Here is a 25,064-nt window from a genome sequence, read left to right as displayed (position 1 = left end):
ATCGCTTAAAAGCGTTTCTCCATCTCGTAGCACATGCCCTGTGACGAATATCGGACCACGGAGTAGCCCAGCTTTTCATAAAAAGCAAGCCCGGCGGCATTCCCGATATCTACAGCTACCCTGGATCGCAGGCATCCGCGTGATAGTGCAAACCGCTCCGCGCGGTCCATGAGCATATTTCCCCAGCGCTTCCGCTTCGAAGACGAGTCGATGGCCAGCATATCGATGTACAGCAGATTTCCGTGCAGCATAAAGTGGACAAAACCCAGCGGGTCGCTGTCGTAATCGTGACTCGCCACAAGGGTAACTCCCCGTCCAAGCCGGTCAGGGAGTTCTTTTTTGACCTGATTCAGCATTTTTGCAGGCAGATGGGACAATGGAACAAGCTCGGTCTCAATCAACCGGTGAATGATCGCGTCATCCTGTTTGGGTCTGCGGTAACGGATCACGGCGCTTCCCCCTTCCACATATTGTCGTACATTATATGATTGGCAGGGGGGTGCGGGTTCCGCCCGGGACTAAAGAGGGACAAATCGGGCAGATTAAAATAAGGGATTGACTAACCGTGTAAGGAATCATATAATGTGTCTAAACATTTCATTGACTATATTCAACGGCAATGAAGAGGACGAAGTTTTAAGGGCTCTTTTGACCAGAGAGCGAGTGGAACTGCTGAAACCACCGCCAATACCCCTTATATACGAGCTCACCTCGGAGCTGTTTTCCTGAAAGGTCCGTTTATCAATTCGGCGGAATTATTAGGGGAAATCGTGTGGTCCGCGTTACGGACTTCAGGTTGCAGAAATCGGCTTATGCCTACATCGATGGGTTTTTGCATACCTGCCAAGGCATTGCATCGCGAGATGCATTGCAAATATGGGTGGTACCACGGAAGAACAGCCTTTCGTCCCTCACGTGCTTATTGCGGCACGTGGGAGATGAAAGGCTTTTTTGATTGTGTGAAGCCGGCTGATTCGAAGAATAATGGCGATCGTCGTTTGCATAGGAAGTTTGACATTTTGTAAGGAGGATGACTGAATGATGACGCAAATACCGGAAGCGCGGACAACAGAAGAGTTACGTAAGAAATGGATGAAGCCGGAAGTGATTACCGGATCGGATATTTTGCTCCGCAGTCTGGTGCTTGAGGGCGTGGATACGGTGTTCGGATATCCCGGCGGAGCCGTCTTGTACATCTATGACGCACTGTACGGCTTCAATGATTTCAATCATGTGCTGACTCGCCATGAGCAAGGGGCGATTCACGCGGCTGACGGATATGCAAGAGCAAGCGGCAAGACGGGCGTGTGTATCGCGACTTCCGGACCCGGGGCGACCAATCTGGTCACGGGCATTGCCACGGCCTATATGGACTCCGTTCCGCTGGTGGTGATCACGGGCAACGTATTCTCCAGCCTGATCGGTACGGATGCTTTCCAGGAAGCGGACATTACCGGCATCACGATGCCGATCACCAAACACAGCTATCTGGTTCGCAATGTGGAGGATTTGCCGAGAATCATTCACGAAGCTTTCCACATTGCATCGACGGGCCGCAAGGGGCCGGTACTTATCGATATTCCCAAGGATGTATCCGCGGCGAAGACGCTGTTCACACCTGTGACAAGCGTGAACCTGCGGGGATACAATCCGCGCACGGTTCCGAACAAACTGCAGCTCGACAAGCTGGTGCGTGCGATTTCGGAAGCCGAGCGGCCGATCATCATTGCCGGCGGGGGCGTTATTTATTCCGGCGCGCATGAGGAGATGTACGAATTCGTCAAGAAGACGGAAATTCCGATCACGACCACATTGCTTGGACTGGGCGCTTTCCCGAGCGGCCATGAGCTGTGGATGGGCATGCCTGGCATGCACGGTACGTATACGGCGAACCACGCCATCCAGAACTGCGATCTGCTGATCAATATCGGCGCCCGGTTCGACGACCGCGTAACAGGCAAACTTGACGGCTTTGCGCCAAAAGCGAAGATTGTCCATATCGACATCGACCCTGCCGAAATCGGGAAGAACGTATCCCCGGACATCCCGATCGTAGGCGATGTCAAGACGGTGCTCGAACTGCTGCTTCCTGAAGTGGCACGCGCTGCGAACGCGGACGCCTGGAGAGCGCAGATCGCCCAGTGGATGCAGGATCAGCCGCTTCGTTATAACGACGACGGCAAAGTGCTGAAGCCGCAGTGGGTCATCGAGATGATCAATGACACTACGGAGGGGGAAGCGATTGTAACGACAGACGTCGGTCAGCATCAAATGTGGGCGGCGCAGTATTACAAGTTCAATCATCCGCGTTCCTGGGTGACCTCCGGCGGTCTTGGAACGATGGGCTTCGGTTTCCCGTCGGCGATCGGCGCGCAAATGGCCAACCCGGAACGGCTTGTAGTTTCGATCAACGGCGACGGCGGCATGCAAATGTGTTCCCAGGAGCTGGCGATCTGCGCCATCCACAACATTCCGATCAAGATCGTTGTTATCAATAACGAGGTGCTCGGCATGGTTCGCCAGTGGCAGAACCTCATATATCAGAAGCGATACAGCTACACGGATCTGGCCGGAAGCCCGGATTTTGTGAAGCTGGCTGAAGCTTACGGGGTTAAGGGGCTTCGGGCGACCACGAAGGAAGAAGCAAGGTCGGCATGGCTGGAAGCTCTGGAAACGCCGGGACCGGTATTGGTGGAATTCCTCGTTTCGAAGGACGAGAATGTCTATCCGATGGTAACCCAGGGCTCGACCATCGATCAAATGCTGATGGGGGATGAATAACAGTGGCAAGAAATACGATTTCCGTACTCGTTAACGATCAGCCCGGGGTACTCCAGCGGGTATCGGGGCTGTTCGGACGGCGTGGCTTTAATATCGAGAGCATTACCGTCGGTCAATCGGAGGAAGCGGGGCTGTCCCGGATGGTCATTGTGACCTTGGGAGACGAGGAGCAGTTGGAACAGATTGAGAAGCAGCTCTACAAGCTGATCGACGTCATCAAAGTAATCGACCTCAGCGTAAGGCCGATGGTTGCCCGCGAGCTGGCGTTGATCAAAGTCAAAGCCGACCCTTCCGAGCGGCCGGAGATTATGGGTGTAGTCGAAACGTTCCGCGCTTCCGTTGTCGATATCGGCAGCACGAGCCTGCTTGTGCAGGTGGTCGGGGACACGCAGAAGATCGACGCCATGATCGAGCTCTTGAAGCCTTACGGCATCAGGGAACTTTCGCGGACGGGCGTTACGGCAATGCTACGCGGAAATGTGCAGTAGGTATATTTTACAACTTTAACGAATTGCTGCTTTTTTGCAGTACAATATAATCTATGAACGGCATGCCCGCTAAAGAGCGGGAGCTTGAGGGGAAAGCGACGAGGCATGGTCTTCTCCTGAAGCACCCGCTCTTTAGATGGGTTCCAAATTAAAGGAGGATTTTGACAATGGCAGTAACAACGTACTATGAGCAGGATGGGGATCTGAGCGTATTAAAAGGTAAAACAATCGCGGTTATCGGATACGGAAGCCAAGGGCATGCCCAGGCGCAGAACCTGCGTGACAGCGGACTTCAAGTAATCATCGGCCTGCGCGAAGGCAAATCGTTCCAAACCGCGAAGAATGACGGTTTTGAAGTTCTGCCGGTCTCCGAAGCGGTATCCCGCGCGGATGTGGTGCAAATTCTGATGCCTGACGAAACACAGGCGGCTGTATATAAGAATGAAATCGAACCGAACCTGAAACAAGGCGCGGCGCTCATGTTCTCCCACGGCTTCAACGTGCATTTTGGCCAAATTATCGCTCCGAAGGATTCGGACGTACTGCTGGTTGCTCCGAAGTCCCCTGGACATATGGTTCGCCGCACTTATGAAGAAGGCTTTGGCGTTCCCGGCCTGATCGCAATCGAGCAGGACGCTACAGGCAACGCGAAGGCAATCGGCCTGGCTTATGCCAAAGGCATCGGCTGTACCCGCGCTGGGGTAATCGAGACTTCCTTCCGCGAAGAAACCGAAACCGACCTGTTCGGCGAGCAAGCCGTACTGTGCGGCGGTGTAACGGCTCTGATCAAAGCGGGCTTTGAAACGCTGGTTGAAGCCGGCTATGCTCCGGAAATGGCATACTTCGAGTGCCTGCACGAAATGAAGCTGATCGTTGACCTGATCTATGAAGGCGGCATGGCTACCATGCGCGATTCCATCAGTAACACAGCGGAATACGGCGACTATGTAACCGGCCCGCGCGTCGTAACCGAAGAAACGAAGAAAGCGATGAAGGCCGTACTGAGCGATATCCAACAGGGCAAATTCGCACGCGACTTCATTCTGGAGAACCAATCCGGCCGCGCGTTCCTGACCGCTACGCGCCGCAACGAAGCCGCTCATCCAATCGAGGTTGTCGGCGGACAACTGCGTGAAATGATGGCTTGGATCAAGAAATAAGACGGACATAATCAGTACCCGGATTCACATATACTGCATTTTGCATAATGCTTATACATGCAAGTCTTCAGGTGCGGCTCCGCTTCTAGCGGGCCGCATTTGGAGCGTTTGAAGATTACTTTTAAGGAGGTGCCCGGCATGCGGAAAATTTATGTTTTCGATACAACGCTGCGTGACGGAGAACAGTCCCCCGGCGTGAATCTGAATACTCGCGAGAAGCTGGAAATCGCCTATCAGCTGGAAAGGTTGGGTATTGACCGGATGGAGGCGGGATTTCCCGCGGCGTCGCCTGGTGACTTGGCCGCGGTCAATGCCGTCGCCCGGGCGGTAAAGAATGTAACGGTCATCGGTCTTTCACGCTCCCGTGAGACGGATATTGATGCCGTCAGGGAGGCGCTTCAGGGCGCTCAGGACCCCTGCATTCATCTGTTCCTCGCCACTTCTCCGATTCACCGGCAGCACAAGCTGCGGATGGATAAAGGGCAGGTGTTGGAGACTGCGCAGGCAGCTATCCGGTACGCGAAGAAGTATTTCCCCAAGCTGGAGTTCTCGCTGGAGGATGCGGGGCGGACCGAGCTTGACTTTATGGCCGAGGTCGTCGGCATGGCGGTACGCGAAGGCGCGAACGTCATTAACATTCCCGATACGGTCGGTTATCTGAACCCCGCGGAATACGGGGCGATCTTTAAATATTTAAAGGAAAATGTTCCCGATATTGATCGCGTTCAGCTTAGCGCGCATTGCCATAACGATCTGGGAATGGCGACGGCGAACACGCTGGCGGCCATCCAGAACGGGGCGGATCAAATCGAGGGCACGATCAACGGCATTGGCGAACGGGCGGGCAATACGGCCATTGAAGAAGTGGCAATGGCGCTGGAAACGCGCAGCGAGTATTTCGGCGCGAAGACCTCGCTTGTCCTGTCCGAAATTTCCCGTACGAGCCGTCTGGTCAGCAAGCTGACCGGCATGGTGGTACCGGGCAACAAGGCGATCGTCGGCGCGAATGCTTTTGCTCATGAGTCGGGTATCCATCAGGACGGCATGCTGAAGGAGAAGACGACGTACGAGATCATGACGCCGGAAACGATCGGTTTGAAAGAAAGCAAGCTGGTGCTCGGCAAGCATTCCGGGCGGCACGCCTTCCGCGACAAGCTGAGCGATCTCGGCTATGATCTGCCGGAAGACGAGCTGAATGCAGCGTTCTCCAAATTCAAGGAGCTGGCGGACAAGAAAAAGGAAGTATCCGACGAGGACATCCTCGCGCTGCTGGAAGCCAGACTGCTCGATACGCCGGAAATCTACAGCCTGCGCACCCTGTATGTCACTTACGGCAATGAAGCGACGCCTACGGCGAAGCTGGTTCTAAACGGTCCTCCGCAGGAACCGATTGTCGCCGTGGCCGAAGGGAACGGTTCGGTGGATGCGATTTATAACGCGATCGACCAGGCGACGGGCGAGGAAGTCAAGCTTGACGACTATTCCATTAAATCGGTCAGCCAAGGTAAAGATGCCCAAGGCGAAGTGCATGTCATTCTGTCGCAGGGCATTGTAGCCGCGGCGGGAAGAGGACTCAGCACCGATATTCTGGAAGCCAGTGCCCGGGCTTATCTGGATGCGCTGAACAAGCTCATCGAAAAGCGAAAGACGTATACGGGGCGTGAAAACGCTCATTTATAGCAATTGGAGCTGCCGTTTCCTCTTGGACTGAAAACGGCGGAACACGAAGGACTGCATAAGGACGCGGATGATTCCGAGGTCTTTCGCAGTCCTTTTTTTATCGACATTGCCGCTAGAAATGACGGAGAGGATAAAAGGCAAACCGCCTTCTCATACTAGATGTGGGAAGATGGAGGTGAAGGTCATGCCCAAAAACAGCGCCGATCCCAAGAAGGACCGTGCGGATAACCGCGCAGACAAGAAAGACAATCAGCAAAACAACGCCCATTTCACCGAAGAGCCCCAGATGCTGAATAACAGCAAAGCGGCCGATTATGTACCAAGCTTAAACGGTGTTACCAAAAATGAAACGTAAATAGCCGAAAAGGCTGCTCTTACGCCGCCTGATTGACGGGAGAGCAGCCTTGCCATGTTTTGAATCCTATTTTTTCTCGTAAAGAACCAATACAACCCCGCTAAGAATCAGGACGGACCCGAACCAGAACGTAACGCCTATCTTCTCGCCCAGAATAAGCCATCCAAGCCATGTTCCCACTACAGGTTGAAAGAAGAAAAACAGCCCCCCGCTTGAAGCGTTAAGCATTTGCAATCCCCGGTTCCAGAGCAGGAATCCCCCAGCCGTTGAGACAATCCCCAAATACAAGATGCCTCCCCAGATCGCAGGATGTCCCAATTGAGCGACAGGAATGGCGGATAACCGCCCCAAAACAAAAGGGGTCAATACGATCAGTGCAACCAGAATGGAATAAGTCGTCACGACAATCTGCGAATAATCACTCGGCACGCGCTTGACCAGAACCGACATGAGCGCCCAGGTTAGCGCGGCCACAAGCAGTGAAATGCCGCCAAGCTTGCCGGTCAGATTCACATGATCGACGCCGACGATGAGAAGAACACCGATGGTCGCGAGGCAGACGGACAGCCCCTTTTGTACAGTCAGCCGTTCTTTAAGCAGCAGCCGGGCAAAAATAACCATAAATGCCGGTGTTGAAGAAGTGATAATCGCTCCCATTTGCGCAGAGGACAGCATGGTGCCCGTTTCCTGGGTAACAATCGAAATCGCGTTGCCGATGATTCCAATGGCTATGATGAGAAAGATATCCCGTTTATGGATTCGCCAGCTTTGCCGTTTGATCCAGCCGATCGCGACAAGGGCGATTATAGCTACCAAATAGCGCATCCACACCAGCTCAAGCGGCGGTATGACCGCTACGACTATTTTAACGACGACGTACATTCCGCCCCAAATGCTGGCGGCTAAAGCCAAATAGATCGAACCTAACCAAGTGTTTTTCATTTGTTGTTTGTACCCTCCGTTTATAATATAGGCCGGTAAAATGCCCTTAACGGAGAGATGCAGGCACCTTCACTCCACTAAGGGCGTTAGAGTGCTGCAGGTACATCGTTTTCAAATAATGGCGCCAGGTACATCTTTATCCACCTCAAGTCTTATCTGAATTAAGTTATACATTTTTCTAATCGTAGCAGATGGAGCTATGTTTGAACAGACAACCCGGATTTTTTGTGCCGCCGATTTAATCATTTTCAGGTGCTTTCGGCGTTGTAAAATTCAACTGAACGTTTGCCCGAAATCAGGTTATGATGAAATCAAAGATTTTTGCAGGGAAAAGAAAGGTTCGGACGTCAAACGTAATATAGAGGGGGAGGGGAGACAACTGGAAGAGGCGGAATGGATATCGGCCGTGTTAAGCGGCGAGCGTCAAGCTTTTGCGCATCTGGTGACGCGTTATCAGGGCATGGTATACCGGGTGTGCGTAAAAATAACGGGAGAACCCGAGTCGGCCAAAGATATGGCCCAGGAGGTATTCATTAAAGCCTACAAGGCGCTTCCCTCCTTCCGGGGTCAATCCTCATTTTCTACCTGGTTGTACCGCATCGCCTACCGCACTTGTCTCGACTACAAAAGAGCGAGCGACAGGGAGTGGAAGCACCGCAGCATGGCGGATTACACGGAGAATGACTATGTGACCCACCAGACGCCGGAGCATGCCGTGCTTCGCAAGGAGGCCTCCGAAGAGCTTGGCGAAAGTGTGAACAGTCTTGCGGAACCGTACCGGTCGGTTGTGCAGCTGTACTATTTTAACAGGCAAAGCTATCAGGAAATTGCGGAAGTGAAGGGCGTCTCGGTAAAAACGGTCGAGTCCCAGCTGTACCGCGCCAGACAGATCATGCGAAGAAAAGGGGAGAGATGGGAATGAAATGTACTGCAGTGACGGAATGGCTTCCCCATTATATCGAAGGTCTTCTGTCTCCCGAAGCGGAGCGGGAATTGACGCGTCATATCGAAGGATGTCCCGGCTGCGCACGGTGGCTGGAGGAAGCAAGGGCGATGGAACAGATATGGAAAGAGATGGACGGCGACGATGAGCTCAGGCTGTCTTTCGGGGGGCCCGATCTTGTCCCGCCGGTGATGGCGGAAATCGAACGGCTGGAGGACGCGCGGCGCAGCAATAATACGCAAGACAGTCCTTCCAGAAGACGGTTTGCGCTCCGGACCTCATGGATTCACTATGGCCTTGCCGCCTGTCTGACCTTTGTACTGCTGGAGTTCGGCGTGTTTGAGCAGCTGGGCTACGGGCTTACCGAAATCAACGGCCATATGTCGAGCTCGGTTACCAAGCTGTTCGGCGCCCAAAGAACGCATTAAGCGGTTGAAGACAAATAAATCGATATTTTGCATGCGGAATGTCGGCAATACACCTAATCAGGAGGATATTACATGATCAAGAAGAAACGCTGGCTCACCTTTATGCTGGCCATGGTTCCGGGACTCGGACATTTGTACCTGGGCTTCAAAAAACAGGGAATGCAGTTTATGATTGGCGCGTTTGCCTGCATCATTTGCATTCCTTCCATCCCGCAGGTTTTCCCGTTCGCGCTGGCCGCCCTGTGGTTCTACCAGCTGTTCGACGCGCTTCAAAAAGCAACCTGGAATAAGCTTGCGGCCGCTGAACAAGAACGGCTGATGTACGGACCGGAAGGCTTCGACGCGCCGTGGCCGCCGCTTTCCATGCCGCCGATGCCCGATTATCCGAAGGATGACGTGAATCCGGTGCTGCTTGGAGGCGCCTGCATCATTGCGGGGGCAGCTCTGCTGCTCATCACAATATTCCCGGATTTGTGGATGCTGCTTTCAGATTTAAATATCGGCACGATCCTGGTAGCGGTTGGCCTAATCGGTTACGGGCTGCATATGCTAAAGAAAAATACTAGAGCATAGAAACGGAGAATTACGGGCATGGGAAGATGGAAAATCGGAAGTCTGACTGCGGCGCTTGGCTGCATCGCGCTTGGCGTCATCATTGCGCTGATTCAATACGGGAAGCTAACCTTTGCGGCTATCGGGTATTTATGGCCGGCGCTGCTCATCCTGCTGGGACTGGAAATGCTGATTCGGCTGCTCAATCGATCGGAGACCAGGACCCGGATAAGCGGATGGGCCATCGTCCTGATTGTACTGCTGGGGCTCGTGAGCGGAGGACAATCGGCGCTTCCGGGAGGCTCGCTGGACACTATATTGGGGAAGGCGCATTTAAGCTCCGTTAACGGAACGGTGCAAATTGGGTCTGATATTAAAAAGGTCGTCATTTCCATTCCAAACGGCAAGGTTAAGGTAAACGGGATTGAAGGAAGCGTTCTGACTTATGACGGCAAACTGATGTCCCCGGGCAGCAGCAAGAGCGAAAGCGAACAGGCGATGAAAGAGTACTGGAAGGTAAGAACGGATGGCGACACGGCAGTGCTTGAAATGACTGCGGAAAAGAGCCTTTTATCGGGGATTTACTTCGGATTTTCCGGCAACAGTCCATATCTGAATGTAAGTCTTCCGGCGGCGCTCGCTGTCAAGATCGACACAAGCGACGGTTCCCTGGACGTTTCGGATCTGGGGGGCGGAATTGAGGCCGACACCTCCAATGGCAGAATCGAAATGAAAGGCATAAAGGGAGGAGTCAAGGCCAGCACCAGCAACGGTTCGTTAAACCTGCAAAATGTGGACGGAGGTGCGCACATCACCAGCTCCAACGGTTCCATTACGCTTGAGGGGATTTCCGGCCAGGTGTACGCCAAGAGCAGCAACGGCAAAATCGTCATTAAATCCCCCATTACGGGAAATTGGGATTGCTCTTCCAGCAACGGCAGCATCTCGCTGACGATGCCTGAGAAGACGGATGCGACAATTGCAGCCGATACGAGCAACGGTTCGCTGAAAGGAAGCGTACATTGGCAGGAAAAAAGCGGCGATCAAGGTACCGCTGTGCTTGGAAGCGGGAACAACACCGTCAAGCTGTCCACGACGAATGGCAGCGTGACCGCGGATATCGCACAATAGCTGCAGAAAGAGCCGCAAGCGGCCGGAGGAATCCGGCAAGCTGGCGGCTTTTTGTGGTGGTTCTCAGCTTAAATTCATCAGTTGTATGCCTTGGGCTATCCGCAGCCGGCTTGCATGACTCTTAACTGATTCGTCCATAATAAAAAACCCAAGGCGATGCCATGAAGCGCTCACGCTCCAATCCTTTATGAAGCACCCGCCTCCGCACTCTGACGCTAAACCTGCCAAAGTATTGTTTTTCCGTCTGATTCTCATATCTACTTATAGGCGAAGCCTATCAATTAATAGATTCCATATCTTTGTTCTTTTGATCTCATTATGTTACAACAATATACAGAAGAACTATGTCCGCGTGGGAGCGGATCAACTTGAGGAGTGACGAAGAATGAGTGAAGTTAAAAAAATCGCCGTAATCGCAGGGGACGGTATCGGTCCCGAGGTTGTGGCGGAAGCGGAAAAAGTATTGAAAGCAACCGAAGAGGTATTCGGCTACAAATTCGAGACCGAGCATGCGCTGTTCGGCGGCATCGCCATCGATGAGAAGGGAACTCCGCTGCCTGAGGAGACGCTTGAGGTCTGCAAGAGAGCGGACGCCGTGCTGCTGGGCGCTGTCGGCGGCCCCAAATGGGACACCAATCCGAAAGAGCTGCGTCCTGAAACCGGGCTTCTGGGCATCCGCAAAGCGCTGGGCCTGTTCTCGAATCTGCGTCCTGCGGTTGTCTTCGACTGTCTGAAGGATGCTTCCACGCTGAAGCCGGAAGTGCTTGAAGGAACGGACCTGATCGTCGTGCGCGAACTGACCGGCGGCATCTATTTCGGAGAGAAGTTCCGTCGTCCAAGCGAGCAGGGGGAAGAAGCCGTTGACACCTGTGCATACAATGTGGCTGAGGTGGAACGTATCGCCCGTCAGGCCTTTGAAATTGCCTCCAAGCGCCGTGGCAAGCTGGCTTCCGTAGACAAAGCGAACGTGCTGGAAACGTCGCGTCTGTGGCGTGAAGTGGTGATCCGTGTCTCGGCCGATTATCCGAACGTGGAACTGGAGCATGTGCTGGTCGACAACTGCGCCATGCAGCTGCTGCGCCGCCCGTCCAGCTTCGACGTCATCGTGACCGAGAACATGTTCGGCGACATTCTGAGCGATGAAGCCGCAATGCTGACAGGCTCCATCGGCATGCTCGCCTCCGCTTCGCTGGGTGAGGGAAGCTACGGCCTGTATGAGCCGGTCCACGGTTCCGCGCCGGACATCGCCGGACAAGGCCTGGCCAATCCGATTGCAACGATTCTCTCGTTGGCTCTGATGTTCCGCCTGACCTTTGGCTATGAAGACGCGGCAGCCGCAATCGAAGCTGCAGTGGCACAGGTGCTGGATGCCGGTCACCGTACCAGCGATATCGCCGTGGACAAGAGCAAGGCGATCAGCACGAGCGAAATGGGCGACCTCATCGTTGCGGCCATCCGCAAATAAGAAAACGTCACATAATTTTGCTTATTTATAATAATTACAAAAAAATAATCAATGTAATCTTGACTTTGATTTTGTGCGGTGATACCATTTGGTTTGTAACAGCAACAACGTAACCAAATCTAATCATAATCAAGAAAGACACCGCCTTTTCGCCTCGCTTTCTGAGGGATGGACGATTGTTTTTCTTACATAATCAAAGGAGGATTTTCGCAATGGCAGAACGTTTGGTAGGTAAAGCGGCTCCGGATTTCACAATGGAAACTGTATCGGGAGACGGCAAAGAATTTGGTAAAGTGAGCTTGTCCGACTATCGCGGCAAATGGCTGGTATTCTTCTTCTATCCTTTGGACTTCACATTCGTATGCCCGACGGAAATTACGGCTTTGAGCGATGCGGCTGACCAATTCGCGGCTCTGGATACCGAAATTCTTGGCGTAAGCATCGACTCCGTGCACAGCCACAAGGCTTGGATCAACGCTTCGAACGAAGTGGGCGGTCTGGGTCAGCTGAAGTTCCCGCTTGCTTCCGATATTACGAAGAAGGTTGCCAGCGATTACGGCGTACTGATCGAAGAAGAAGGCATCGCGCTTCGTGGTCTTTTCATTATCGATCCGGAAGGCGAACTGAAATACCAAGTTGTCAACCACAACGATGTTGGCCGCAGCGTGGATGAAACCCTTCGCGTGCTGCAGGCGCTGCAATCGGGCGGACTCTGCCCAATGAACTGGAAACCGGGCGATAAGAACCTGTAAGCTGTTTAGCTTTCCGCTTTTTGTCCTTTGAGAAACACTGACTAAAGCCTCCTTCCGGATTGTTAATCCGGTCAAGGGGGTTTTTTGCAACAATTGGCCATTATTTTCCCTGAATATGTTTGAAAATAGGCGCAAAGTTTAATATAATCCTTAAATCAGCAGGAATCGCCATCTAACGTGTATAATACAATAATAGGAAAACCAATGGAACTGACCTATAGGAGGGTGAACAATCATGAGTTTTTGCTGTGGAGCGAGTATGGTAGGTACTAAGGGAACACTGAAGCATTATCGCACGCAAGTCCATAATGTTCCCCTGCTCTTTTGTCCGGTATGCCACCGGGTGGAAGTTCATTACAAGGTCGAGAATGAGTATGAGATCCTGGCGGAATATGCGCACGGTGATGGCGTTACTGACGTGGATTTTCAGGATTATGTGATGGAAGATGAAGCATCGATCTTTGAAAATGTCGTTAATATGGAGAGCGAAGACGCCTTGACCGTTATCCGCAGCCAGATTGATATGGCGCTTGATTTGCTGGCCGTAGCCAAGCAGATTGAAGACGTCAAGTGGGAGAGGGAGCTGAAGAGGAGACTGGCCGTAATGAGTCAGCGCCGCCATCGTCTTCAGCAAAAAGCATAGAGGTATGCGCATCCTATGATGATTTTACGGTAAAGACCTCTGCGGCCTGCGGAGGTCTTTTTTTGGATAAATGTATGGCATGTTTCCTTTGGCCTGTATCCAGAGGGGCACTAAAGTATCATTTTACTTTTTTTTTGCCATTCGACAGTATCTCCGATTGCTTTGGCTACTCTTCTTGGATATGATTGGAATATAGTTAAACGCTTGGATAACTGAATAATACAGCGATTGCCGAATGTTCTTGCGGCTTCACTAGCATCTACTGAAAGACAGCATAACTTGATGTCGCAGAACTGCTCCGTTAATTTTGTAGTCCTGCTTCGTCAATTTCAGTTGAAGGGGGAACTTCACATCGTGTTACACGAAATTCAGGATAGTCGGCATCTGCCGGCACGGCCTATCCAAACCGGGCTTCTGGACAGTACATATGAGAATGTTCTGGAGCATATGGACAGTGGCGTTATGCTGTTTGATGAAGAGGGTTCCCTTACCTTCCTAAATGCAAGGGCATACGGAATGCTTGAGCTTCAGCGCTATGAGCTGTCGGGATGCACCATCGTCGATATATTAACTCATCTTTCTTTGTCCCGCACCAAAAAGAGACAACTGTTGAAAGTCTATCGGGAGACGGTGTACAAAGGAAAATCGATATGTGAGTTCATGGATGAATACGGCCGGTATTGGGAAGTGAACGCCTCTTACGGAGCGGATATGAACGGCAGCTACTTGTTTACCATCAAGGAAGTTTCCGATTATAAAAAAATAGAACAAACCGCTTACCAAAATGATAATTTGGCCATGCTCGGGAAGTTATCGGCCTCAATCGCCCACGAAATCCGCAATCCGTTGACAGCCATCCGCGGGTTTATCCAACTGCTTCGCCCGCATCTGCAGGGGCTGGGGAAAGAGGAATACGCCAAAATCATATTAGCCGAAATCGACCGGGCCAATGACATTATTCATGAATTTCTGTCTTCGTCCAAGCCATCCTCTCCGCAGACGAGAATCGCTTCCATATCAGCGCTGCTGAAGGAAGTTATACTATTGACGGAAAGTGAAGTCTTGATGAAGGGCTGCCAGATCGATCTTCAATCCTTGCCCGGTGACCTGTACGTGTCCGTCGATGTGAAGCAGATGAAGCAGGTTTTGATCAATATGATACGAAACGCCCTTGAAGCCATATCCGACCGTTTGGATGGGACAACTGGGAGAATCGAGCTCGGGGCGCGGCGGGAAGGCAGCGAAGTGCGGATATTAATTTCGGACAACGGCAAAGGTATGGATGCTTGCACGATGAATCGCCTTTTCAGCCAGTTCTTTACTACCAAGGAGAACGGCACGGGGCTGGGACTTTCGGTCAGTGACCGGATCGTAAAGAACCACGGGGGACGAATTTCCGTCACAAGCCGGGTTAATGAAGGCACCAGCTTTGTGATATCGCTTCCATTGATCAATGGCCTCACATCTTAGCTAGAGAATTCTTCATTCCTGCAGGTCCTCCCGTAAGCAGAGGGGCCCTAAGAGCAGGTAATTCATGGCTGCTTGAAGCGCTGATCGTCCGCTACCAATAACATTAACAGACCGGCCAAGGGTAATCCCTTGGCCGGTCTGTTTGGTTTTAATAGTACATATAAATGCGGGATGGACCTCAGATACTTACAATCCGGCTTGGCTGCTGTGCTGCATTCCTGCAGGCGGGACATTGTTGTTCCCTGGGCCGCAGCAGGACAAAGGAGAATTCATAGAAGCGGCTTCGCAGCTCTTGCCTTTGTCGCATCCGGCGCAGGCGCCCTTTTTCCCTTTTTGCACATGGCGGTACAGAATCCATCCGGAATATCCGAAGATCGCACCGGCGATCAGAGTGTTAATTAACAGGCTCATCATGACAGGTTCCTCGCTTTCCTCTATTTAAGCTTCACGCATCGGATCAGGCCCATCCAAGGAGCCGTCCGCCCTGATAGATTACAAGACTCACAACATAGGCAAGGGCAACCGAATAACCGATGGAGAAGAAGGTCCACTTCCACGAAGCCGTTTCTTTCTTAATTACGCCGACCGTAGCCAGACAAGGCGTATACAGCAGGATAAAGGCCATAAAGCTGACGGAGGCAAGCGGCGTAAACGTCTGGGCGATCTGTGCTTCCAGTCCGGCGGTTTCCGGTGCGTGATAAATAATGTTCATGGTCGAAACGACAACCTCTTTGGCCAGAAAGCCCGGAACGAGTGTCGAGCCTGCCTGCCAGTTCCCGAAGCCGAGCGGCTGAAGCAAAGGAGCTACAAGACCGCCAAATTTGGCGAGAAAGCTGTTATCCATTTCCACATTGAATCCGGCAGGACCGGCATAAGACATAACCCAGATAATTACGGAGCCGGCGAGGATAATCGATCCCGCTTTGCGCAGGAAGCCCTTGCCCTTCTCCCATGTGCTCCGAGACAATGATTTAAGCATCGGCATACGGTAGGGAGGAAGCTCAATGACGAATACCGAGGACTCGTTCTTGAACAAATATTTCGAGAATATCTTGCACAGCAAGAGCGCGAACACAATACCTAAAGCATACATCGTCATGATGACGGCGGCCTGGTTTTGCGGGAAAAAGACGGCGGCGAACAACAGATATACCGGCAGTCTCGCGGAGCAGGACATGAGCGGGAGCAGCAGAGTGGTCAGCATCCGGTCCTTGGGCTGTTCGATGCTTCGTGCGGCCATGATGGCAGGCACGTTGCAGCCGAAGCCGATGATGAATGGAATAAACGCCTTGCCGTTAAGTCCCATCCGCTCCATAATGCTGTCCATAACCAGGCTGACGCGTGCCATATACCCGGAATCTTCCACAAAGGAAATAATAAGGAACAGAATGAAGATTTGCGGTACGAAGACGATAACCCCGCCAACCCCGCCGATAATGCCGTCAACGACTAACGCGTGAATGAATTCGGAAGCCCCGACGGTATCCAGAAAGGAGGTTGCGCCGCTGCTGATCGGTCCGGAAATCAGGCCGTCCAGCAAATCCGAGAGTGGAGCGCCAACCCATTCAAAAGTCGTTTTGAACAGCACATACATGAACGCAAGGAATATAGGCAGTCCGAGAAAACGGTTCGTAAGTATGATGTCAAGCCGTTCCGTCAGATTATGGGGCTTAATGCCGGATGTGTCCAGAGCGTCATTGCAAATCGAGCGGATGTAATCGGTTCGGATAGAGCGGATCCATTGCGGGAGGGTAAGTGCCAGTTTATTGCCTTGCAGCTTGTTTTGGCAGGTTTCACGGACAGCCAGCAATTGGGTGATATCGGTTCGATCCTTAAGGAATTGAATAATGACCGGATTCTGCTCTAATAACTGCAGGGCGACCCAGCGATGATCGGGAAGACCGGGAATGTGTCTAAGCTCCTGTTCAATGGAAGCAACAGCTTGTTCGACAATAATTCCGTAATCCAGCTTGAAGTTTACAGCCGGGATATTCTCTGATTTCTCCAGCATGCTGAGAACCTGGGAGCTGCCTTTGCCAGTTCTTGCGACTAGCGGCAGCACAGAAACGCCTAGCCGGCTTTGCAGAACATCCGGATGAACCTTTATGCCTCTGGCTTTGGCTACATCAATCATGTTCAAGCCGATGACCGTCGGCCTCCCGTATTCCAGCAGTTGGACGGTCAGCAGAAGATTCCGTTCAAGCTGTGAAGCGTCCACGATGTTGACGAGCGCTTCCGGCGATTCCTCGAGGAGGTATTGAGTAGCAACACCTTCGTCGCGTGACAGCGGGTGAAGGGAGTAAATGCCGGGAAGGTCGATCAGTGTGCCTGCGCCGTTTCTCAGGTCGCCGACTTTTTTCTCAACCGTAACGCCTGCCCAGTTCCCTACATATTCATAAGAAGAAGTCAGTGTATTAAAAAGGGACGTCTTACCGGTATTGGGATTTCCGAGAAGTGCGATCGAACTCATGACACGTTCACCACGATTTTCGAGGCTTCTTTCCGGCGGATGGCCAGCAATTGTCCATTACATTCCAACATGACAGGACCCAGCAAGGGACCTTTACCCTTAATACAGACGGTGCAGCCTTCCGAAACTCCCAGGTCGGCCAGGCGGCGGCGCAGGATCGGGTTCATTCCTTGAATCTCTTGAATAGCGCCGGCGGAACCCGGTTGCAGTTGCAGTAATTGACAACAAGCTGAAGCAATCATTTTAATCCCTCCGGTGGAGACTGAGAATCAATCTCATTTGTTTTTATGTAATTTATCATTATTTTTAGATATATTCAATGATTAAAATCACATAGATAAGTTGGGTGGACAATCAGGCGACCAGAAAACTCATAAACAGATGATTTTCTGTGTGCATATGATATATGGGATACTTGAAGAAAATGGACATATCATTTCCAAATAATTCGTAAATGTGCATAGTTTTGCTGTTTTATTAGGGATTGTGACGTATTTTTCATATAAAATGTCGATATAACGCTGTAACTTTACAACCCTATCCAGCCGATATTTATTAGGAGGATATAAAGTTCCATGACTTAAAGAGAATAATTAGACGCGAGGGGCCTATGAATAGAGAAGAGAAAAAAACGGTACTTGCAGCAGTCTGCGGCGCAGCGCTTTTTCTGCTGATCCAAAGCTTGCACATCACGCTGAAAGGCACGTTTGAGCGAAATACGCTTTCTGCACTGTATCTCGTTGCCAGTTGGTGTACCAGTGTCTTTGGATTTGCCATTTTCGCCCAAGGTTGGCTGCTTTTCTCCAATCAATTATCCAGAGGAAGGCTCTACTCGTCCGCGCTCTTTCTTGGAGTTTGCGTATTTGACCTATTGCATACGTTGGGGTTTGTCGGCGTTCCGTTTATCAGGAGCATTATAAGCGAGGACCGTTCGCTTTGGCTATTGACTTTCTCGCGGCTGGCGAGCAGCATCGGCATTCTGGCGATTTTCGGCAAGGAGGACACTCCGATGCTTGTCTGGGGCAAAAACAGCGTCCTGCGTAAATCTATTTTATTGGTTGCGCTTTCACTCGTTATATTCTCGGCCGGCTGCTATTATCTGCCCGGGGTTGTCAGTCCCGCCAAGGCGGATTTCGCGATGAATCTGCTGAATTTCTTTGTGCTGATCGTTTACCTGCTTGCGATCGCTATCATCGTGTATACAAAGCGCATGGTGAAATCGTCCTCCCTGCTGATTATTATCCGATCGCTCGTATTTTTAACGTTGGGTCAGGCGTTCTATTTGAGCATGGGCGGGGGCATGAATATCGCTTTGATGCTTGGCACAGTGAGCAGCGCGGTTGCCTATTATTTGCTGCTTAGCGGCGTATACAGGCTGACGATTGAGGAGCCGTTTAACGAGAAGCAGGAGATCGAAGCCCAAATCAATTATTTGGCGTATCATGACGATCTGACGGGGCTGCCGAACAGGCGCCGGCTGCTGCAGTGTGTGGATGAAATGATCCAGTCGCACCGGACCTCCGCTATTCGCGGCTTTTCGGCGCTTGTCGTCCTGAATATCAATCATTTCAAGAATATTAACGATTCGCTTGGCCATTATGCCGGTGACAGGCTATTGCAGCTGGTAGCTCAGCGGATCAAGGAAGCAAGCCAGCACGGTGAGGAATTGTTCAGTATGGGGGGCGACGAGTTCGCTTTTTTGATGACCGACCGGGTCGGTCTGGACAGCTGCCTTCTCCGTTCCAGAGAACTGCTGAAGCTGTTTGAAAAGCCGGTCGACCTGGAGTCGGGCGAATACCATATTTCGCTCAGCCTCGGCATCTGCGTGTATCCTGGTGACGGAGAGACGGCGGAGCAGCTTATTCAGAACGCGGACGCCGCCGTTCATAATGCCAAAGAGCAGGGCGTGGACATCCGCCGGTACGTGCCTCTGATGCAGATGAAGGCTGCGGAAAGGCTAAAGATGGAGAATGATCTGAGGAGAGCGCTGGAGAGGGACGAATTCTACCTGGAATACCAGCCGCAGGTTCAGTTGTCCACCAAGGAGTTGGTCGGCATGGAGGCGCTGCTGCGCTGGCAGCATCCGAAGCGGGGAATTGTGTCTCCGGTGGAGTTCATTCCCGTTGCGGAGGAGAGCGGTCTGATCGTTCCGATCGGAGAGTGGGTGCTCACCACAGCATGCCGCCAGAACAAGGAATGGCAAACAGCGGGTTACCGCCCGATTTGCGTCTCGGTCAATTTGTCCATGCGGCAGTTTCTTCAGCCGAACCTGGCAGGCAAGATCGGAGAGTTTCTAAAGCGTATCGGTCTCGACCCGTGCTATGTGGACCTTGAAATTACGGAAAGCATGACACTTGACAAGGAAAAAGCCTTCGAACAGCTGAAGCGGCTCAAAGAGCTTGGCGTATTTATCAGCATCGACGATTTCGGAACAGGCTACAGCTCGCTGCATTATTTGAAGAACATGCCGATTGACCGGCTTAAAATCGACCGTTCCTTCGTCTCCGAGGTTATGGAGGACAGCAACAACGCCGCTATAGTCTCCACGATCACTTCCATGGCGCACCACTTGAAACTGAAGGTGACGGCCGAGGGTGTCGAGAACGAAGATCAGCTGCAATTTTTGCGCCAGCAGCGCTGCCATGAGGCTCAAGGCTACTTCTTCAGTAAACCGGTCAGGGCGCAGGAGTTCGAGAATATTTTCCTGAAGTCTGCCACCTTTGGAATGCCTTCCTGATTAAGAATTGCCTTATTCAATCGGAAGTGCTAGAATAGTAAAGGTCCACATAAGCGGGTGTAGTTCAATGGTAGAACTTCAGCCTTCCAAGCTGATAGCGTGGGTTCGATTCCCATCACCCGCTCCAGATTCCTTTCCATAATTGAAATGTCCAAACCCTTGCCCAGCAAGGGTTTTTTAGTTATTTCGGGCAGCGTGGTGAACTCTGGAATTGGGCAGTGATCGCCGGGCGGTCGCCCCTTTTATCGCGGAAAGAAGTTCGTCTTTATTAAAAAAGGCTCTTCGCTGTCTTACAGCGAAGAGCCTTTTGTCCTACACGGCCTGGCTTTATTCTGCCGCCAGTTCTGCCGTTCCGGCAGATTTCAGAAATTCCACGATCGTCAGCAGGCCCTTATCGAAGTTCTCCAGATTGAAGTGCTCGTCGGGCGCGTGCAGGTTCTCGTCATTCAATCCGAAGCCCATCAGCACGACCGGCGCCTTCAGGATACGGGAGAAGCTTTCCATAATCGGGATGGAGCCACCATCCTTGGTGAACAGGGCGCGGGTGCCGTATACTTTGCCATAAGCGTCCGCTGCCAGTTGAAGGAAGGCATTCGACGGGTCGCTATTGAAGGCGAATGCCTTCTCGACCTGCCGCACATGGACCTTCGCGCCCGGCTGAATATGCGATTGCAGGTGAGCTTCAATGGCGTCCAGAATATGCTGGGGATTCTGGTCGCCGACGAGGCGGCAGGTGATTTTGGCGTGGGCCTGTTTCGGGATAACCGTCTTGGTGCCTTCGCCCTGGAAGCCGCCATATACGCCGTTAAGCTCCAGCGTTGGCCGGGCTCCTACGCGTTCGACGAACGTATAGCCCTCCTCGCCGTAGAGTGCGGACAGGCCCAGTCCCTCGCGGATTTTCTCTTCGTCGATGCCCTGCTTGGCGAATTCTTCGCGCATCACCTGGGACAGCTCCGGGACGCCTTCATAGAAGCCGTCCACCGCGATGCGGCCTTTATCGTCATGCAGCGACGCTAGAAGGGATACAAGCGCGTGCAGCGCATTGGGAACGGCGCCGCCGTAAGTGCCCGAGTGCAAATCCGTAGAAGCGGTCGTGACCTCCACTTCCATCGAGCAGAGGCCCCGGAGCCCGGTGCAAATGGCCGGTCTTCCGCGTTCGAGAAGCGCGGTGTCGGAGACGAGCACGGCGTCCGCCGCCAGCAAGTCTTTATGAGCTTCGAGGAAGGGAGGGAGATGGACGCTGCCGATTTCCTCCTCGCCTTCAATGCACAGTTTGATATTGACAGGAAGCGTGCCTTCTTCCTTCAGGATAGCTTCCAGCGCCTTGATATGCATGAAGACCTGGCCTTTATCGTCAGTCGCGCCGCGGGCGTACAGCTTGCCGTCTCTTATATTCGGCTCGAACGGCGGAGTCGTCCAAAGATTCAGCGGATCGACCGGCTGGACGTCGTAGTGCCCGTAGACAAGCACTGTCGGCTTGCCCGGCGCATGCAGATAATCCGCATAGACGACGGGATGGCCTTCGGTCGAATGAATCTCGATATGTTCGAGCCCTGCTTTTTTCAGCGTATCCGCAAGCCACTGGGCTGCTGTCAAAACATCCTTCTTATGCTCGGACAGCGCGGAAATGCTGGGGATCTTAAGCCAATCGCTCAGTTCATTCAAGTGTTCGTCCCGGCGGGATTCAAAATAGGCTGCGTAAGTCATCATTATGTACCTCCTGGATTTACGGGTCGCAAGCCAGCGGCTTGTGACGGATGCGCCGAACCGGATTCGCCGCTCCATAGACTTTATTATACTGGAATAAACCCCGCACAATCAAAATTTGGTAATGCCGCAAGCGTAGCATGCAGCAGCGAAGTTGTTTGACGCGCCGAAGCCGTGATAGACTCTAGGTAAAACTGTAAAGTGCAGGAACGGATTAGACGAGAACCGGAGAGGAGCGGGAATGGCTATGGAGGAAAAATGGCTGACCTGGGCCAAGGAGATTCAGGCAATCGCCCAGACGGGACTGGAGTATGCCAAGGACGTGTACGATATCGAGCGGTATGAAATGCTCCGTGAGCTGAGTGTGGATATTATGGCGAACTACACGTTTGAAAGCAGGGAGAAGATCAGAATATCCTTTGCGGGCGACAAAGGCTACAGCACGCCAAAGGTCGATATTCGGGGCGTCGTATTCAAGGAAGACCGGATTCTGATGGTTCGTGAAAAAATAGACGGCAAATGGTCGCTGCCCGGAGGCTGGGCCGACATCGGCTATTCGCCGAGCGAAGTAGCAGTCAAAGAGATCCGCGAAGAATCGGGGTTCACAGCAAGAGCGGTGCGCCTGCTTGGCGTGCTGGACAAGAAATTCCACGGTCATCCGCCGGACCCATATCATATTTACAAGCTGTTTATCCTGTGCGAGATTGTCGGCGGAGAGGCGGCAGGGGGTCTTGAGACGAGCGACGTCGGCTTTTTCAAGGAAGAGGAGCTGCCGGAACTGTCGGTGGGACGGAACACGGAGAAACAGATTCGCACGATGTTTGAATATCTGCGTCACCCGGATAAGCCAATCATGTTGGACTAAAGCAGATACAAAAAATACATAATTAAAAATGAATTTTTTTGTTTAAAAAACGGTCAGAATCGTTTAAAATAAGTTATTGAAAGGGCTTACATTTAGAGTATATCCGCTGAGTCTTTTAGGCTATAATAAATTTACCCGAGACATAAAAATTTTAGGTCCGGCGGTCTAAATTTTTTCCTCTTTTGTGACGATAAGATTAGGTAGGAGGGGATCGCATGGAAAAGCAACAGAATTTGAGATTGCCGCTGAAGCAGGAAAGTGTCAAAGTTCATACGGAAGGCCGATTCTCGGCAGGACTTTTGTGGGGGTTACTGCTCAGCGTCCCGTTATGGATTTCGATCATCGGCTGGTTTATGAGCTTTACCCGGTAATTTCAGGACCGATTATATAGATAGCAATACCCAAATTCATGAAATAAGGCCGCCTCTTCGGTTAAGAAGAAGCGGCCTTTCTGCATCTGGCTCCGATTATCGGTTACTGCTGCATGCTGCCGAGCCATTCCTTATACATGGCGTCAAGCGTTTGCTGCACCTGCTCCCTTTCGCCGTGCAGGACGGACAGACGGGCGGCATCGCTGGCAAGCACCGGGTCCAGCATCGCCGTGTCGATTACGCGCAGCCGATTCTCGGCTTCCGCAATTTCCTTCTCCCAATAAGCGGTGCTGCGGGCTTCCCGCAAGGCTTCCCGCGGCTGCGCGGAACGCGAGCGTTCCGGCCGCGGCCGCTCCTGAGATCTTGCGTTTCCTGCGGGCAAGGAGGAAGAGGCTTTCCCTGGCGAGGCTTGCGGTTCGTATTCCTCGGAATCGGAGGAACGGCGTTCCCGCGCCTCCTTCTCCGCCCGCTTTTCCTTGTAATACTCGTAGCTGCCGGAAAATACAGAGAATTTCCCATCCTCAATCGTCCAGATTTTGCCGAAGCAGCGGTTGATGAAATAGCGGTCATGGGATACCGCAAGCACCGTTCCCAGGAATTCCTCCAGTGCCTCCTCGAGCGCTTCTCTCGAGTCGATGTCCAGATGATTGGTCGGCTCATCGAGAATAAGCAGATTGGGCCGGCGGTGCATGAGGATGGCGAAACGCAGCCGCGTCCATTCTCCGCCGGACAGCCCTCCGATGCTCTTAAACACATCGCTTCCGTAAAACAGGAATCTTGCGAGCTGCCCGCGGGCTTCGCCTTCCTCCATCCCCGCCTCCTCGCGGAAATATTTAAGGACCGAGAGCCCGGCGTCCTCCGGGACGGCTTCCTGTGCCAGATAGCCGACCGTTACCCGAGCGCCGAGCGTGCAGCTTCCGGCGCCGGGCTGCTCCAGGCCCAGGATGATGCGCAGCAGCGTGCTCTTGCCCGCGCCGTTGCCGCCGATCAGCGCAGCGGTCTCGCCGTAGCGCAGCACGTCCTCGGCTCCCGAGAACAGCACGCGCTCGCCATAGGCTTTGCCCACGCCGTCAAGGATCAGCGCCCGGCTGCCCGAGCGGTCCTGCTGCTCCAGCTGCAAATCCATGCTTTTACGCTCCAGCACGGGACGCTTGATCTTGACCATCCGGTCCAGCGCTTTCTGCATCGAAGCCGCGCGGCGGTGAAAAGAAGGATTGGGCGGATTGGCGTTGTTGCCCCATTCGATCAGCCGTTTAATGCTTTCCTGCACTTTTTTGATTTTTTTCTGCTGCTCCTGGTAATCGGCGAACTGCTGGAGCAGCCGGGCTTCCTTCTCTTTCTGGAAGCCGGTGTAATTCGTATGATAGACGACGGCCTCGCCGTCCTCGATCTCGATCACCTTCGTCACGACCGCGTCAAGAAAATAACGGTCATGGGAGATGACGACCACGGTCCCGGCGTAGTCCCGCAGGAACTGCTCGAGCCACTCAATGGCAGCCATATCCAGATGATTCGTCGGCTCATCGAGGAGCAGCACGTCCGGCCGCCGCAGGAGCAGGGCGGCAAGACCCGCTTTGGTCTTCTCTCCGCCGGAGAGGGAAGCGAAAGGCCGCCCGAGCAGCTCGCTTCCGATGCCAAGGCCGGAGGCGACGCGCTGGATTTCGGCCTCGATTTCATAGCCTCCGGCGGCTTCGAATTTCTCCTGGAGCGAGCCGTACTCGCGCAGCAGCCCGTTCCAGCGGTCCTCGGCGCCTGCGTTCATGGCGGCCATCTCCTGCTCAAGCTCCCGCAGCCGCCGCTGCCACGCCAGCGGCTCGGCGAAGCTGCGCTGGAGGACGGCATACACCGTATCGCTGCCGCCCTCCTGGTTTTGCGCCAGCAGCCCGACGGTGCAGCCTTTGCGGATGGCGATTTGCCCGCTGTCGGGCGCGTCCTCGCCGCTTAACAGGCGCAGCAGGGTCGTTTTGCCGCAGCCGTTGCGGCCGATGAGGCCGACCTTCTCGCCTTGGCGGACGGCCAGCGTGATATCGCTCAGTACCTCTTGAGCGCCGTGATATTTTTGAACATTTTGACATTGAATGATCATGGGGATTCTCCTTTTTGGCTTCGGGAGCCATACGGCCC

The 25,064-nt window shown here is 52.9% G+C and carries 23 protein-coding genes and 1 tRNA gene; 17 read left to right on the top strand and 7 right to left on the bottom strand.

The window, feature by feature from the left end; genetic code table 11:
• Nucleotides 1-5 precede the first annotated feature (5 nt).
• Complete coding sequence (locus G5B47_RS09035) at nt 6-449, bottom strand: GNAT family N-acetyltransferase (protein ID WP_165097040.1); 444 nt, start codon at nt 447-449, stop codon at nt 6-8.
• 589 nt (nt 450-1,038) lie between these two features.
• On the opposite strand from G5B47_RS09035, the gene ilvB reads away from it, so the two are divergent.
• The 5 genes from ilvB (at nt 1,039) to G5B47_RS09010 (ending at nt 6,464) form a co-directional block, all read left to right on the top strand.
• A complete protein-coding gene (ilvB, locus tag G5B47_RS09030; protein ID WP_165097038.1) occupies nt 1,039-2,781 on the top strand; it encodes a biosynthetic-type acetolactate synthase large subunit in 1,743 nt (580 codons plus the stop codon).
• A 2-nt stretch (nt 2,782-2,783) separates the two neighbouring features.
• Nucleotides 2,784-3,269, top strand: coding sequence for an acetolactate synthase small subunit (gene ilvN / locus G5B47_RS09025; protein WP_038595629.1), 486 nt, complete (start codon nt 2,784-2,786; stop codon nt 3,267-3,269).
• Between the two features lie 167 nt (nt 3,270-3,436).
• A complete protein-coding gene (gene ilvC, locus G5B47_RS09020; protein WP_025333822.1) occupies nt 3,437-4,429 on the top strand; it encodes a ketol-acid reductoisomerase in 993 nt (330 codons plus the stop codon).
• Nucleotides 4,430-4,567: 138 nt separating this feature from the next.
• Nucleotides 4,568-6,109 (top strand): 2-isopropylmalate synthase, encoded by a 1,542-nt coding sequence (locus G5B47_RS09015; RefSeq protein ID WP_165097035.1) that lies wholly within the window; start codon nt 4,568-4,570, stop codon nt 6,107-6,109.
• A gap of 184 nt (nt 6,110-6,293) precedes the next feature.
• Complete coding sequence (locus G5B47_RS09010) at nt 6,294-6,464, top strand: hypothetical protein (RefSeq protein ID WP_165097032.1); 171 nt, start codon at nt 6,294-6,296, stop codon at nt 6,462-6,464.
• A gap of 66 nt (nt 6,465-6,530) precedes the next feature.
• On the opposite strand, the gene G5B47_RS09005 is transcribed toward G5B47_RS09010, so the two are convergent.
• Nucleotides 6,531-7,406, bottom strand: coding sequence for a DMT family transporter (locus tag G5B47_RS09005; protein WP_165097030.1), 876 nt, complete (start codon nt 7,404-7,406; stop codon nt 6,531-6,533).
• 199 nt (nt 7,407-7,605) lie between these two features.
• On the opposite strand from G5B47_RS09005, the gene G5B47_RS09000 reads away from it, so the two are divergent.
• The 8 genes from G5B47_RS09000 to G5B47_RS08965 all read left to right on the top strand — a co-directional run bounded on the left by G5B47_RS09000 (nt 7,606) and on the right by G5B47_RS08965 (nt 14,790).
• Nucleotides 7,606-8,328 carry an RNA polymerase sigma factor gene (locus tag G5B47_RS09000; protein ID WP_235957126.1) on the top strand — a complete coding sequence of 241 codons (723 nt, stop codon included), beginning with the start codon at nt 7,606-7,608 and terminating at the stop codon, nt 8,326-8,328.
• Complete coding sequence (locus G5B47_RS08995) at nt 8,325-8,777, top strand: anti-sigma factor family protein (protein WP_165097025.1); 453 nt, start codon at nt 8,325-8,327, stop codon at nt 8,775-8,777. Before G5B47_RS09000 ends, G5B47_RS08995 begins: the two co-directional genes overlap by 4 nt.
• A 72-nt stretch (nt 8,778-8,849) precedes the next feature.
• Entirely contained in the window at nt 8,850-9,350 is a 501-nt protein-coding gene (locus G5B47_RS08990; protein WP_165097022.1) for a hypothetical protein, read from the top strand.
• An 18-nt stretch (nt 9,351-9,368) separates the two neighbouring features.
• Nucleotides 9,369-10,460 (top strand): DUF4097 family beta strand repeat-containing protein, encoded by a 1,092-nt coding sequence (locus G5B47_RS08985; RefSeq protein ID WP_165097020.1) that lies wholly within the window; start codon nt 9,369-9,371, stop codon nt 10,458-10,460.
• 385 nt (nt 10,461-10,845) lie between these two features.
• The gene (gene leuB, locus G5B47_RS08980; RefSeq protein ID WP_025333829.1) at nt 10,846-11,925 is read left to right on the top strand and encodes a 3-isopropylmalate dehydrogenase; all 1,080 of its coding nucleotides are present in this window, start codon (nt 10,846-10,848) and stop codon (nt 11,923-11,925) included.
• 212 nt (nt 11,926-12,137) lie between these two features.
• On the top strand, nt 12,138-12,677 hold the full coding sequence (locus G5B47_RS08975; protein ID WP_165097018.1) for a peroxiredoxin: 540 nt from the start codon (nt 12,138-12,140) through the stop codon (nt 12,675-12,677).
• A gap of 235 nt (nt 12,678-12,912) precedes the next feature.
• Nucleotides 12,913-13,320: a hypothetical protein gene (locus G5B47_RS08970; protein ID WP_165097015.1), complete on the top strand. Its 408-nt coding sequence runs from the start codon at nt 12,913-12,915 to the stop codon at nt 13,318-13,320.
• A gap of 354 nt (nt 13,321-13,674) precedes the next feature.
• A complete protein-coding gene (locus G5B47_RS08965) occupies nt 13,675-14,790 on the top strand; it encodes an ATP-binding protein (RefSeq protein ID WP_328804496.1) in 1,116 nt (371 codons plus the stop codon).
• A 186-nt stretch (nt 14,791-14,976) separates the two neighbouring features.
• On the opposite strand, the gene G5B47_RS08960 is transcribed toward G5B47_RS08965, so the two are convergent.
• The 3 genes from G5B47_RS08960 to G5B47_RS08950 are packed head-to-tail and all read right to left on the bottom strand — an operon-like array spanning nt 14,977 to nt 17,502.
• Entirely contained in the window at nt 14,977-15,204 is a 228-nt protein-coding gene (locus G5B47_RS08960) for a FeoB-associated Cys-rich membrane protein (protein ID WP_407945218.1), read from the bottom strand.
• A 43-nt stretch (nt 15,205-15,247) separates the two neighbouring features.
• Nucleotides 15,248-17,260: a ferrous iron transport protein B gene (gene feoB, locus G5B47_RS08955; RefSeq protein WP_165097012.1), complete on the bottom strand. Its 2,013-nt coding sequence runs from the start codon at nt 17,258-17,260 to the stop codon at nt 15,248-15,250.
• Entirely contained in the window at nt 17,257-17,502 is a 246-nt protein-coding gene (locus tag G5B47_RS08950) for a FeoA family protein (RefSeq protein WP_025333835.1), read from the bottom strand. Before G5B47_RS08950 ends, feoB begins: the two co-directional genes overlap by 4 nt.
• A gap of 368 nt (nt 17,503-17,870) precedes the next feature.
• On the opposite strand from G5B47_RS08950, the gene G5B47_RS08945 reads away from it, so the two are divergent.
• Nucleotides 17,871-19,997, top strand: coding sequence for a putative bifunctional diguanylate cyclase/phosphodiesterase (locus tag G5B47_RS08945; RefSeq protein WP_165097010.1), 2,127 nt, complete (start codon nt 17,871-17,873; stop codon nt 19,995-19,997).
• Nucleotides 19,998-20,050: 53 nt separating this feature from the next.
• Nucleotides 20,051-20,124, top strand: a tRNA-Gly gene (locus tag G5B47_RS08940).
• A 200-nt stretch (nt 20,125-20,324) separates the two neighbouring features.
• On the opposite strand, the gene G5B47_RS08935 is transcribed toward G5B47_RS08940, so the two are convergent.
• Nucleotides 20,325-21,704: a dipeptidase gene (locus G5B47_RS08935; protein ID WP_165097526.1), complete on the bottom strand. Its 1,380-nt coding sequence runs from the start codon at nt 21,702-21,704 to the stop codon at nt 20,325-20,327.
• A 247-nt stretch (nt 21,705-21,951) separates the two neighbouring features.
• On the opposite strand from G5B47_RS08935, the gene G5B47_RS08930 reads away from it, so the two are divergent.
• Both G5B47_RS08930 and G5B47_RS08925 read left to right on the top strand, forming a co-directional pair.
• Nucleotides 21,952-22,569, top strand: a complete 618-nt coding sequence (locus G5B47_RS08930) for an NUDIX hydrolase (RefSeq protein WP_025333838.1) — start codon at nt 21,952-21,954, stop codon at nt 22,567-22,569.
• A 215-nt stretch (nt 22,570-22,784) separates the two neighbouring features.
• Nucleotides 22,785-22,940: a hypothetical protein gene (locus G5B47_RS08925; protein ID WP_158442573.1), complete on the top strand. Its 156-nt coding sequence runs from the start codon at nt 22,785-22,787 to the stop codon at nt 22,938-22,940.
• Between the two features lie 103 nt (nt 22,941-23,043).
• Here the strand turns inward: G5B47_RS08925 and abc-f are convergent, their stop codons facing one another.
• Nucleotides 23,044-25,026 (bottom strand): ribosomal protection-like ABC-F family protein, encoded by a 1,983-nt coding sequence (gene abc-f / locus G5B47_RS08920; RefSeq protein ID WP_025333839.1) that lies wholly within the window; start codon nt 25,024-25,026, stop codon nt 23,044-23,046.
• Between the last annotated feature and the right edge of the window lie 38 nt (nt 25,027-25,064).

Origin of the sequence: Paenibacillus apii (assembly GCF_011043685.1) — a bacterium.
In the GTDB taxonomy this organism is placed as follows: Bacteria; Bacillota; Bacilli; order Paenibacillales; family Paenibacillaceae; genus Paenibacillus_AQ; species Paenibacillus_AQ sabinae.
The sequence above is the reverse complement of the archived record's forward strand: the minus strand, read 5'-3'. Positions and strand labels throughout refer to the sequence as shown.